Here is a 12787-nt window from a genome sequence, read left to right on the forward strand (position 1 = left end):
GGGTGAGCCAGAAAGCATCTGGCTCACCCCGACCATGACGCAGCCCGGCTTCAAGAGCCGGGCCATCGGAGAGGAATCAGTCGAACATGAAGCGTGGATTGCGCCTGCGCCGCGCAGGTCGCGGAGCGGCCGTCTCACTCACGGCCGCGGGCTTGGCAACCCTGGGCCTGACCGTGCTGGCCCCGCCAGCGACCGCAGCCCCTTACTGCGGTCCGAGCAAGTTCGTCCAAGAGATCAAGGTCGCTGACTGGGGCGACGGCGCATTCCAGATCATCCTCACGCCCACCCCGGAAGCCCGCTGGCATGCGTTTACAGCACTCAGCCCTCGCGACGCGGTCGTTGAGCAGTGGCACGCCATCCAGGGCTGCGTGTCCGGCCTCGAAGGCGGTCTCGCGGACTCCATCTGGGACCAGCTCGAATGCCACCAGGTCAACTCGGCAGTCCCCGCTCCGCGAGAGGGCAGCAACTGGCTGACGGGAGAGACCTACGAATTGGAGAGCTGGCGGCCGGTGCTTCCCCGCGCCGTCCCCGGAGGCGCCCTGGTGTTCACCGAGTGCATGAACCTCCTGGGACGGGACCCGGCCGGCCCCACCTCTGCCCCCTACCGACCTGACGCAGGCCGACTTGACCTGCACGGAGCGCAGGACAACATCGCATAGAGCTACGGCACGGGTACGGCACACCCGCCTGCACCCGCCGCCTCGCCTCATGCACCTTGTTCCGACCGACGCCCTGCCGGCGCCCCGTGCACCCCGGCAGGGCGTTGGCGCGCCCCCGCCTATCGCTCATTCCGCGGTCCCCCTCCGCCCGGCAGGCCACCCTCCTACCGGGCCCCACGAGAGCGACAGACAAGCAGACTTAACGAGGACAGGCATCAGGTCGGAGCCGTCTGCCAGCACTCTGATTCCAGCGTCCGGTGCACCTTGCAGAAATGGCCGCGCCACCTCAACGCCAAGTCGACACCCCGTCGTCGCCGACGCTGAACGCGGAGCCGCGAACCAACCACCGCCCTGCCGACGGTCCGTGCACCGGGCAGGGCGTTGGCGCGCCCTGCCTCTACCGCTGATCTTGCCGAGTTCTCCCCTCTTCAGGACAGGGGTGGAGGCCATCCCTGCACCGGAGGCGCGAAGCGCCGGAGTTCTCTGCGTCTCCGGGGTGCCAGTCAGGCAGGCCGCTTCTGGTTCTCGATGTATTGGTTGAGTACGGTCAATGGTGCGCCGCCGCAGCTCCCGGTGAAGTACGAGCCGGACCAGAAGTGTCCACCCCACAGATACCGGCCCACGTGGCTCGTACTCCTTACGCAGGGCCCGGTACACCGGCCCCACCCGCCCCGCGCCCACGCACGGGCAGCCGATGCCCGGCGCAAGTTCCACCACCAGCTCTCCACAAGGCTGATCCGCGAGAACCAAGCCGTCGCAGTGGAAGACCTGGCGGTCAAGGGCCTCGCCCGTACGCGCCTCGTGAAGTCCGTTCACGACGCCGGATGGTCGGCGTTCACCGCGATGCTGGAGTACAAGGCCGCCCTGTACGGGCGCACCTTCCACCGCATCAAACGGTTCGAGCCCACGTCCCTGGTCTGCTCCGCCTATGGCGTCAAGGACGGCCCCAAGCCCCTCCACATCCGGCAGTGGACGTGCGGGGCGTGCGGAACCGTCGGACCGGGACATCAATGCGGCCATCAACGTCGCCCAGGCCGCCGGACTGGCGGTCACTGCCTGGGGAGCGCGGTAAGACCGGCACACATCCCGGCACAGCGTGAAGAAACAGGAACCCAGCCGGCGACCACCAGCAGGAACGCGGGAACAGGCACGCCTTCAGCCCTCCACGCAGGCAGACGTACACCAGGCTCCTTGAGTGTCCGAAGGACTGTCCAACACTGTCCTAGCTGCGGCTTCGCCCTTGATCGGACAGCGGTTCGGCGCGCTGACTGGTGATGCGCCCCGGTCCCGGAGGCGCTTCGTCCCAGCGGAATGACGAGCACGAAGGAGAACACGATGCGCAGCGTTTGGAAGGCACTTCGTACAAAGGGCGCGGTGGCCACCGCGACGGCAGGTTTGGCCGCGACGGCTCTGCTGAGTGGTGCCGGGAGTGCCGAAGCCGCCGGAAGCTACATCTCCTCCAACAGCGGTGGCGCCAACGTGCGCAGCTGCTCCAACACCGCCTGCTCCTCCTACGGCTACCTCAGCAACGGGTCAGGTGTCACGATGCAGTGCTGGCGCGATGACCAGTGGGTATACCCGCCGAGTTCGAACTATGCCTCCAACCGGTGGTTCAAGGTGGCCAGCGGTGTCGGTACCGGGTGGGTCCACTCCTCTCTGGTAGGCGGCCAGACCAGCGTCGGCCGCTGCTAGAGCGAAGACGCTTGGGGTGGCCGGCCGGCCTTCTCGGCCGGTCACCCCAAGCGATGCACCTCGATGGCAGGCAGGGAGGCGGCGCGGGCCGCGAGGACAGCGCTGCCGGGCGGGTCAGGGTGGCGAAGAGGGCTCGCCAAAGGCGACGTCAGGGCGCTCTCCGCTCTCTTTACGCCTTCCCATCCAAGATGGTCGGCGATGTCATCGAGTCCCGTCTCGCTTGAGTTGCAGACGTTCCCGGCCTTGAGTAGGAATCGTCCTTCTCGGGCGTCACAGACCCCTGCCTGTCCCGTGCGTGGGGAGGCTACTCGGCGGCCCGGCGCAACGTGCGAAGGAAACACCGGGCCGCCTTGCCGTCCTGTCAAGCCGGCAATCAGAACCTACGCACCTTGAGCGACGCTACGCACCCCCGACACCGCAGACGGGTGACACCTGCCCTGGCCACACGTTCGGTGACGGCGAGTCGTCCCACTCGCCCCGCACCTCCTCCAGCTGTCTGGCCAGCTGTTCTGCGAGCTCGTCCGCGCATTCTCGCCACAGGGACCTGGTCCGGTTTATGCGGTCCGTACGAAGTCACAGGGTGGATGCACTTAGCCGGAGCCAGGTGAGGGCGACGAGAAGGCCCGGACGTGGTCGGGCGACAGGTGCAGCTCATATGGCAAGCAGCAGTCAGAACAGAGGGTCGCAACCAGAGTTCCGCAGGAGCAGACCTGGTTCAGCCCACCATCGGGAGTCGCCCCGCAGCAGGCAGGGGAGGCGTGCCGTGTCGTCATCCCGCGGCAGTCATTAGGGTTTATGACGATATTGCCTCGTGGCCCGTGCGAGATCAGTGGTTGCCCGTCGATGTTGTAGCGAGTTCCGTGCCGTGGCATCACTGGGTCGGGTGCTTCGGCAACGACGAGAGGCGGGCAGTAGGGTTCCAGTTCGATCGCGTAGCAGCCGGACGGCACGGTGGCCGGCGATGGCCCCATTTCCTCCGCATCCCACCAGGCGTAGTCGGGAGCTTCGGGCACCTCTGGCAGACGCTTCAGGGGCCCGGTCAGCGCAGCGCCGCAGGCAGCACACACGAACACGGTCATCTCCGGCTCGGTCCGCTCGGCCATGGTGGTGTCAGGCACCCCTACTCGCTACCCGGCTGGACACTGACCCATCCCGATGACGCTGATCCTCCATGGAAGAACCGTACTGAAACGCGCTGATGGCCTTGCGGCCGCCTCCACCAAAGCCAGACGGGCGATCTACTTCGCGGCCGAACCCTCGCAAGGGGCAGCAGCGACCCGAGGACCGATCACATCAGTTCTTGGGCCTGTTCTTTCACCCTGGCGGAAGCACAGTGCACCTCAGGCTCGCGGCCCGCGTGATCTGCGGATCCGTCAGTACTGAATCCCGGCACACCAGGTAAAGCTGGCCACGACACCCTATCCCTGGCTCTGTTCACGTCGCAGAGCATTTCGGGAGGTGCTGTCCTCGCCGGATGTTGACGGGAAGGGGCTCTGACCCAACGTCTACGGAGCTTTCACCCTCTGTAACCTGCCTGGCAGGCCGCAGTGGTCGCCGCCGCGGGCCGCAGTGTATGAACCACCAGTAACAGCGCACACCCGGCGGCGGCAGCCAATGGGATGGTGAAATGGCCGCCGAGCGAGCCTGCCTGTCCGGTACCGAACGCAAGACCGAGACGGATCGCGCTCGAACCCCAGCCGACCGCCTCGCTCGACCTGCCGGGCGGAGCAAGCGTGGTCACCGTCAGACTCGCCGCAGTCAGCAGCGGTACGAACAGTGCGCCCGGCAGCATCGCCAGGGCAAGGACGACCGGCGCCGGGACGGCAGCGAGCAGCGGAAGCCATGCTGCTGTGAACATGAAGCCCAGCAGCGCCAGATGACGGGGCCGAGCATCAGCCGCACCCTGGAAGCGTGCGAACAGGACACCGCCCAATAGCCCCGCCGCAGAGAACACCGCAGGCAGCACGCCCGCGAGCCAAGGCGCCTCCTCCCGAGCCGCAACCGCGACCCCCGCGACATCCAGGGCACCAATCGTGGCACCGAGGAACACAAGCGAGATCAGCACAGGTCGCACCGCCCGTGAACCCAGCACACCAGACTGCCCCCGACGGTGTGCTGCTCCCCGCCACTTGCGCGCGGGACGGGCGGAAACGAAGGCAAGCGAGCCAGCCAACGTCGCCACAGCTGCCACGAGCAAGGCCGCAGCCGGGGAGAGCCATGTGGCAATGCCAATGGCCAGGGCGGGACCAGCGACATACACGATCTGCTGGGCTGAGGCGTCCAGGGTGCATGCAGTGCGCACATGCGCGTCATCCGGCAGCGCCGCGCCCCACAGTGATCGAAGCCCGCCCTCCAACGGAGGGCACCCGGCGCCCGCCAGGACCACACAGGCCACAGTCAGGGGCAGATGCGACGTACCTGCCAGCGCCACCATGCAGAGCGCTGCGGTCACCGCGGCGGCGCCCAGGCAGCACGGCACGAGAAGACCGCGCAGGTCCGCCAGCCGCCCGAGCAGCGGCAGACCGAACGCAGGTGCGAGGCCATACATCGCGGCCAGCACGCTGCCGGTTGCCAGCGAGTGACCATCCGTCCGCGCCGTCAGAAGCAGGGTGACCGGCACCATACCCAGCGGTAGGCGACCGACGACCGAGGCGATCAAGAGCCGCCCGCAGTGCCGGTGGCGGAGCACATCACGAAATGTGGGGGGAGCCGCCCGTAACGCTCGCTCATCAGTCTGTGCTGGAGCGGGCGATGGGGCGTAAGGCGGCACCTCAAGAGTGCGGGGGACATCACGAACCTGCACGTGCGCCATAGATCGATAGCTCCTGCAAGAAGTTCGAGGGAACCGGACAGGGCCGGCGCCCGTACACCGGAGCCCGGGGGCAGGCAACGGCGCACAGGCGCCAGCGGCAACCAGAGCAGCCGCCGCGGCAAGAGCCCAACAGGACACCCGGCTACCGACAACGCCGCATCCAGTGACACGGACAGCGGAAGCGCATCCTCCCGGCGTCTGGCACGGTCACTGCTCACGACGGTCCGCTACCCGAGCTTGCAGCTGTCCGTCACATGCGCGCCCTGCAGAGGCAGGCCGGAACCCGTAGGCCTCCTGCCGCTCAGGCTTGGCGTCGGTGCACTGCTCGTACTCATCGTCTTCACTGGACTGAGCGTCTTCTCTCCCCGGTTTCGGACGCGTCGTCGCCGACGAGGACGGCCGCGACGGCGGGACGTACCTCCGGTGCCCTGGGGAGGGGTGCTACTTCCGAAGAGGTCACACAGGGCCGGTCGGGGGTTCGGCGGAGATACAAGTGGCAGCAGTGCCAGAGGTGCCGCGGCCGCTGGCTGGCCCATACTCGCCGCCGCCCGCACCCGGTGTCAGCCTCAACCTGAACCTCAGCCTTGCCTGCACCTGCATGGCATGCCTCGGCAATCCGGCTCGCTTCTCGCGTCAGCAGGCCCCCGCCAGGGGCACACGTCCTCGCCGGTGTGACACCGACCTGTCCCATGAGCGGGACCAGGCGCGGTGACAGGAGCCTCAGGGCTTGGGACGTGGCCGCTGGGCGTGGGCTGCGCGGAGGTTGCGGCGCTCGACGCTTGTCGAGGCGACCTACCAGCGGGGTGGGCGCGCGGATGGCTGGGAGGTGGTTGTCATGGGGTCAGGCGGGACCAGAGCCAGGGGGAAGGCCGGTGCGGTGCTGGCGCGTCGCAAGGTAGCGCTGGAGCGGGCCGCGCAGCGGATGGCCGAGCAGCGGCGGGAGGCGCAGGAGGCGGAGGCACAGCGGCTGCGGCGGGAGAAGGCGTTCGACGAGTTGGTGGCTGACTTTGAGCTCGTGGTGGAGGGGGAAGCGGCGGTGGTGGCCGAGGTGGAGCGGGAGGTGGAGCGGGTGCGGGAGCGTGGCCGGGTGCGCATCGACGCGGCTCGGGTGGCGGCGGCGGGGATTGTGCTGGCTATGGGGGAGGCGGGAGAGACCGTGGTGGGGTGTGGGCGTCGGCTGGGTGTGGGCGTGGAGCGGGTCAAGGAGTTGCGCCGGCTTGGCCGTGAGCATCTGGCTGCGCAGGAGGAGGTGGGCTTCGAGTCGGGGACTGTGGCGGGCAGGAGTGGGGGTGGGCGGCAGGGTCCGGTGGAGGGTGGTGTGGGCGCGCGCGGCGGGGACGCGTCACTGGTTGCTTCGGTTCCGCCGAGTTCTGTTATTCGGGCGGCTGTTCCGGGTGCGGTCTCGTCTGGTGTTCCGCCCCGGCCGGCTGTGCCGGGTGGTGCGGACGGGGCGCGGGCGGTAGTGCAACGGTGACGGCTGGCCGGGGCAGCAGGCGGGGTGTGCCGCTTTCTTGGGGTGTCATGACCGCGGGAGGGCGTCCCTGCGGATGTGGGCGGGGAGCGTTTGAGGTTTCTTGGGGGGCGAGGCTACGGGGCTGTGCAGTCCCTCTGTGCGTGCCGGTGCCGTTTATGGCGGGGTGTCGTTGATCACATCGTCGGGAGGGGCTCTGGGCGGCGAGGAGCAGCAAGGGGGCCCGTGCGCGTGGGGCTTGTGGGCTCTGTGCCTGTGTGTTGTTCCGGCTGGCGTGGGGGTGTGGCGGCTGGCTGCGGTCTCTTGTGGGGCTGTGCGGGCGGTCCGCTCCTAATTTCTGTGGGGCGCAGGTGGCAGGTGTTGGGGCTTTGCTGCCGCTGTAGGGGGCGCCCCTGTGTGGGTTCGTGGCGGGGGCGCGCTGGGGGTTAGGTGGGCCGGAGGTCGGTGCGTGCGCGGGTGACCTTGTTGATCAGGCGCTGGGCGTCTTGGTCTGGCTTCTCGATGTCGGTTTGGCCATGTAGGGCCGCTTGTGTACCGGAGTCGAACAGAGGGACGGGTGATTGGTAGTCGACGATCTCGGTGAAGGTGTCGGCGTCGATCTTGCCGGAGAGCAGGGCGATCCTGGGGGCGAGGAGTTCCCGGCCGTGACAGCCTGCCCAGCCTGCGCATACGCGGCTGGCTGCGCTGCCGCCATCTAATTGGTGGCACTGGAACAGTCCGCCTGGTTGTTCGCCGGTGGGCGCGTCATAGCCAACGAGTTTCGCGTACTCCTCTTGCGCCCAGATCCCTGAGGGGACATCGGTGCGGTAGGGGCATGACTCGCAGGGGCGCGGAGCCGGTCCGCGCATGGGCGTGTGTTGCGTGTTCGCTGGCGTTTCGCCTGGGGGAACGGACCCGGGTGCCACGACATTCTCCCTTGGTGTGTCTTGCAGAGGGCTTCACTCTGCGCCTCGTTGTTCCAAGCCTCGCTACCCGCGGCTGGGCGGGCCTTGGGGTTGTGTGAAGCCTGTGGGCGTCGCCTCGCATGACAGCAGTGTGGCAGTCCTGCCGGGGTGTCCGGGCAGGTTACGATCGATCGTTTTTGACAGGTATCGCTGTGCTGTCGGTCGATGTGTGGGGCTCTCGCGTGATGTCAGGGGCTGGCGGGCCTGGTGCGAGGGCTCAGATGCCTCGTTCCGTGATGAGCATGGTGGTGCCGCGGGTGGTGGTGCGGCGGACTTTCACGCCGGGCTGAAGGGCCTTGACGGCGAGCTGGTATCCGTCGCCGCCGTCGTCGCAGGAGGTCAGTCCGCCCTGGGTGGCGAAGACAACGGGTTCGCCTTGCGCGGCCAGCGTGTATCCCCGCTTGCGGTACCAGCGCATTACCGGAAATGCGCCGATCTGTACCTTCGCGAGCATCAGGTGTACTCCGTCGCTGCGGGCTGCGTCCTCTGCCACGTGCAGCAGGGCGGACCCGGTGCCGAGGCTGCGGTGTTCAGCGGCAACGGCAAGGAGCTCGATCTCTGCCAGGGTGTGGGTGAGGCGTGGCCTGAGTGGTGCAGGCTGTTCCTGGAGCCAGCGGATGGGTGGTGTCGCGTAGATCATGCCGGTAATAGAGCCCTCAGTGGTTCTGGCGACCCAGCAGTGCCCCTGCCCGTAGGGGAGGGGGACCCGACCGCCGTGTTCATCGATGGCGGCGGCCAGAGGCGACAGTGATGCCGGCTGGGCGGGAAGGGTGCCGGGCAGGGCCATGGTTCCCAGGGTCGCTACGGCCTGCCCGTCTCCCGGCGCGGCGGAAGCGATCACGGGACTGCAGGCGTCATCGGTCATGAGAGCACCTTAAAGCTGGGCAGGATAGGAGAGGAACGGCCGCTTGCTGCGCTTGCTGGCGGAGAGCGTGGGACGACCCTTGCGAGGTCAGACCACGCCACGCTGGCAGGCACCAGGGGACGGGGCAGCTCGCCGGGGCGCGGAACGTAGCAGTCCGGAGACCTGATGCGCTCCGGCCACGAGCACAGTGCCCCGGTGAGGCCAAGCACCGCAACACTTAGCGATTCATCGCCTGGAGTGGTGATCCCTGCGGGGGCAGGGAACAGGTTTGGTTGCGCGGCGATGGCACCACATCGCTTTCCCGCGGCGGGCTGGGCCTGCCGGGCGGCGACGAGCGTGGGTGTCCAGTCGCGCAGTGTCCCCGACAGCGGGGACGTGGCGGAGGGCTGGCGTCGAGCCAGTGGAGCACTGGACCATCCCCACTGCTGGGGGAAGCGCGGATGACGCTAGCGCCCTGACGATAGGGCACCCGCGCTACGGCGTTGATACGGGCGAGGCCTGTCGGTATCAACTTGATCAGCGGGGCATCCCGGCAGGCGCGGGCACCGGAACCCTTCCGCCTCGAGGGCGGCGGCCGAATCCTGACCATCGCCCGCACTTGGGGATGATGCGATGGACTCATCCCGTGCCCAACGACGGGTCCGTGGCTGCGCTGGTGGGAACAGGGGCCGAGTACGTATACCGGGGCCTGGTTCACTGGATCATCCCCGCGGGGTCGGGGAGCAGGCGTATTTCCTGCGCGTGTTGCGGTCAACCTAGGGATCATCTCCGCGCGGGCGGGGAGCAGCCGAAGTGGCGGATGGGTGCGGGCACCAGGACGGGGCCATCCCCCAGACGCGGGGAGCAGGGGTGGAGCGCTGTCCCTTGCCTGACGACGGGGTCATTCCCGCACGGGCGGGAACAGGTTTCCACAGCCGACTGGACTGCGACGACCTTGGGGTGATCCCCGAGGAGTCGGGGAGCAGGCGGGCCGGTGCTTCGAGTGTTCGGGAAGCTTCGGGCCATCCCGCGTAGGGACCTGAGGCCGGCCATGAGCTTTGCGGTAGACGGGTTCGGCGGTGCCTTGTCGGACGTTGAGGCCGGGAGCCAGGACGTGTGCGGGGGGTTGGAGGCGGCATGATGCGCCAGGGGACGTCTCCTGCGCGGGAGGCGGTTCTCGGTTCGGTGACGGGGCTAACACCCCTCGGGCCATCCCCACGGGCGCGGGGAGCAGTTGTCGAGCGCCGTCTCTCGCCTGACATTGGGCCAAGTTCTGTGTGGGCGGGGCCCGTGGTGTCTCACTGGGCGAACTGGTCGCGGGCTGTCTCTGAGAGTTGATTCCCGTCCAGGCTCGGGGCCCTGGTCGGCGGACGGCTATCCGCCGAGTGGTTGGGGGCGGGCTTTCTGAGCTGGGATCCTTTCATCGCAGGTAGCTTACGCGCCCGACTTTCGCCGAAACCGGCGGTCCGGGGCACGGTCGGGCCGCGTAGTCCTTGCCAGGGCGTCAACGAGCAGGCGGAGTTCTTCCTTAGGTCGTACGGCTCCGACTGGACCGCCGGTTTCGTCGGCTTGCGGGTGATGCGCATGATGGGCAGTGCGTCGGCCCCTCTCCTGACTGCTGCACCGTAGCCCGCTCCCGTGATATCGGCGGCATGCTGTTTCCCCTTGCCGCAGGGCAGGTACGAAGAAAGGTTGCCCTACCTCGCGTCTTCGCCTCCCGTGATGTCGGCTCCTGCCTCCATGGTCCGGTGCCCGGACATCCCTTGGGCTTCTCGTGCTGCGGCTGCCAGGGCTGGAGGCCGTGGGTGTGTAGGGCGAAGCAAGCGTTCTGCACGCACAGCGGACGGCAGTGCCTGCAGTGACGGAAGCGCTGGCACGTCGAGCGGACACCGCAGTTCGAGATGTTGCGGCCCTCGTGCGGGCGCTCCTGATTGGCTGTCGGCGTCTGCCGAAAGTCGACCGGTGGCGGCACTTGGACTCTCACGTTTGTCGCAGCATTGCTTGATCATTGTGCAGTGTTGATGGCGAGGCGGGGGCTCAGGCGCCGGAATCGACGCACATTTCAAGCATCGCCGACAGCCGCGGATGTCGGGTTCGGCACACCCTGCCCGCCCGCTTCCACGCCGTCCTCACGCGCGTGCATATCGCGGCTACCGATCGCCACATCATCCGTTCCCGCCGATGCCGACGGGATCCGTCGATCGAGGACGTCGCTTCGTCAACAGTGCCCTCGGTTTCGAGCTGTCCTGCTGGTGGCACGAGGCAGGGTGGTCACGGACCGTATCGGTGGCGACGACGGCGATAGTCTTGAGCAGGTCTATCGACCAGGTGCTCGCGGTCGCGAAGTGGGCCGCTGTGGTGTCAGCGCCGCGCGGCATCGGAAACGCCGTCCTCTGGACGGCCGCGATGAGCAGAGTCACGCGGGGCGGCGGGAAAGTTGAGAATCTAGCCGGATGCGGGCCTGGCCAGGAACCGTTCAGACGCCTGACCTTTGCCGTCGGGGCAACCGCCTTGCGGGCATTAGACGTCCCCAACGACGACCGGCCCCCCACCCGCGCCAGACTGGCCCCACTGCGCACACGGTGCCCATACCGCCGATCCAGTCGGCTGCACCGGTATCAAGGTTGCCCCCTACGGCGCGTGTCTCGCCCACCTGCAGAACTCTGACTGCGTCGCCTACCTGGCGGGCCTGGCACCTGGCAGCGCCGTCGACCACCGCGGCACCACCTTCACCCAGCCTTTGCTCGCCTCACTGCTGTTGGCTGTCTGCGACCTCGCGACCGGACACCCCCGCTTCGGCATCGCCGACTTCTGTTCGGCGACCTTCCAGGCCGGCGCCGACTTCGGTTCGGCAACCTTCCAGGGGCGCCCCAACTTCCGCAGGGCGACGTTTCAGGCGGGCGTCGACTTCGGGTTGGCGACCTTTCAGGAAGGCGTCAACTTCGATTCGGCGACCTTCCAGGGCTTAGCCAGCTTCATGTCAGCGTCTTTCCTGGGCTCCGCCGACTTTGGTTCGGCAAGCTACCAGAGCGACGCCTGGTTCATGTCGGCGTCCTTCCAGGGCCCCGCCTGGTTCATGTCAGCGTCTTTCCTGGGCTCCGCCAACTTCGATTCGGCGGCCTTCAGTGGCCCCGCCTGGTTCATGTCAGCGATTTTCAGGGGCGATGCCTGGTTCGGGTCGGCGACCTTCCAGACCGACGCCAGGTTCGAGTCTGCGGTCTTCGAGCAGGAAGTGAGTCTGGGGCCGCTGGTGTGTGCTGGGCGGCTGAAGCTTTCGGGGGCGGTCTTCGGTGGCCCGGCGACACTATTGATTGCCGCGCACCGGTTGGAGTGCCGGCGCACCCGTTGGTCATCGACCGCCTCGCTGCAGTTGCGCTACGCCACCGTGGACTTCGATCACGCGGTCTTCGAGTATCCCCTCACTATCGCCGCCCAGGCCGCGGCGTTCACCCTGCTTGACGGGCGGGCGATCGATGAGCAAATGCTGGCCCACGCGCCCGATGCCGGGGTGCGGATCGCCACGCTGCGCGGGGTCGACGCGGCCCATCTGGTCCTTGCCGATGTCGACCTGGCTGGGTGCCTGCTCCTTGGGACAGTTCATCTGGACCAGCTGCGGCTGGAGGGCGCCTGCACTTTCGACACGACGCCGACCGCCGTTCAGTGGCGGGGCCGGCGTCCGGTTCGCTTCACGCCGCGCCGCACCCTCGCCGAGGAGCAGCACTGGCGGGCGAGCCGGCCGGGAGCCGCCCCGGGGTGGAACACGGCCGTACTGGGCGCCTGGCGAGCCGGGCCGCTGCAGTTGGCGCCGGTGTACCGGGCGCTGCGCAAGGCGTTCGAGGACGGCAAGCACGAGCCGGGGGCCGCGGACTTCTACTACGGTGAGATGGAGATGCGCCGGCACGCCGACGACATTCCTCGCAGTGAACGGGGCCTGCTGACGGCCTACTGGGCGCTGTCCGGGTATGGCTTGCGTGCCTCGCGTGCCCTGTGCTGGCTCGCGGCTACGATGCTCGTCACGATTGTGCTGCTGATGGGGTTCGGGCTCCCGCAGGACACCCCGAAGCAGCAGGCGACCGGCACCGTGCCGGCGGGCGGGGGCAAGGTCACCTTCGAGATCGGCAAGGACGACCCGCTCAACCCGGCTGGGGACCGATTCACCGGCAAGCGCTTCGAGAAGGCCCTGAGCGTCACGCTCAACTCGGTGGTCTTCCGCTCCAGCGGCCAAGACCTCACCACCACTGGCACGTACATCGAGATGACCTCGCGCCTCGTGGAGCCCGCACTGCTCGCCCTCGCGGTCCTTGCCGTCCGGGGCCGCATCAAACGGTGACTTGAGTTCCAGGATCCGGATGGTTGCACCAAGGT

Annotated in this window: 7 protein-coding genes and 2 pseudogenes; 5 read left to right on the top strand and 4 right to left on the bottom strand. The window is 68.0% G+C overall.

Translation table 11 applies throughout. The annotated features are described in order from the left end of the window. The first annotated feature begins 86 nt into the window (after positions 1–86). Positions 87–659, top strand: coding sequence for a hypothetical protein (locus JE024_RS38395; RefSeq protein WP_205378624.1), 573 nt, complete (start codon positions 87–89; stop codon positions 657–659). Positions 660–1162: 503 nt separating this feature from the next. On the opposite strand, the pseudogene JE024_RS42615 reads toward JE024_RS38395, so the two are convergent. Then, positions 1163–1288 (bottom strand): annotated as a pseudogene (locus JE024_RS42615) (transposase); the annotation flags it as partial. Positions 1289–1331: 43 nt separating this feature from the next. Here JE024_RS42615 and JE024_RS38405 point away from each other — a divergent pair. Beyond that, positions 1332–1799: pseudogene (locus tag JE024_RS38405) on the top strand (RNA-guided endonuclease InsQ/TnpB family protein); the annotation flags it as partial. A gap of 234 nt (positions 1800–2033) precedes the next feature. Beyond that, positions 2034–2351, top strand: a complete 318-nt coding sequence (locus JE024_RS38410) for a hypothetical protein (protein ID WP_205378625.1) — start codon at positions 2034–2036, stop codon at positions 2349–2351. A 1516-nt stretch (positions 2352–3867) separates the two neighbouring features. Here the strand turns inward: JE024_RS38410 and JE024_RS38415 are convergent. Next, positions 3868–5040 (bottom strand): MFS transporter, encoded by a 1173-nt coding sequence (locus JE024_RS38415; RefSeq protein ID WP_205378626.1) that lies wholly within the window; start codon positions 5038–5040, stop codon positions 3868–3870. 1000 nt (positions 5041–6040) lie between these two features. Here JE024_RS38415 and JE024_RS38420 point away from each other — a divergent pair. Beyond that, on the top strand, positions 6041–6637 hold the full coding sequence (locus tag JE024_RS38420; protein WP_205378627.1) for a hypothetical protein: 597 nt from the start codon (positions 6041–6043) through the stop codon (positions 6635–6637). Positions 6638–7059: 422 nt separating this feature from the next. Here the strand turns inward: JE024_RS38420 and JE024_RS38425 are convergent, their stop codons facing one another. Both JE024_RS38425 and JE024_RS38430 read right to left on the bottom strand, forming a co-directional pair. Then, a complete protein-coding gene (locus JE024_RS38425) occupies positions 7060–7482 on the bottom strand; it encodes a DUF6283 family protein (protein ID WP_205378628.1) in 423 nt (140 codons plus the stop codon). Positions 7483–7795: 313 nt separating this feature from the next. After that, entirely contained in the window at positions 7796–8443 is a 648-nt protein-coding gene (locus JE024_RS38430) for a GNAT family N-acetyltransferase (RefSeq protein WP_205378629.1), read from the bottom strand. Positions 8444–11162: 2719 nt separating this feature from the next. Between JE024_RS38430 and JE024_RS38435 the strand changes: the two genes are divergently transcribed. Continuing rightward, a complete protein-coding gene (locus JE024_RS38435; protein WP_244883683.1) occupies positions 11163–12752 on the top strand; it encodes a pentapeptide repeat-containing protein in 1590 nt (529 codons plus the stop codon). The last annotated feature ends 35 nt before the right edge of the window (positions 12753–12787 follow it).

The sequence above is a fragment of the Streptomyces zhihengii genome, assembly GCF_016919245.1.
GTDB classification, from domain to species: domain Bacteria; phylum Actinomycetota; class Actinomycetes; order Streptomycetales; family Streptomycetaceae; genus Streptomyces; species Streptomyces zhihengii.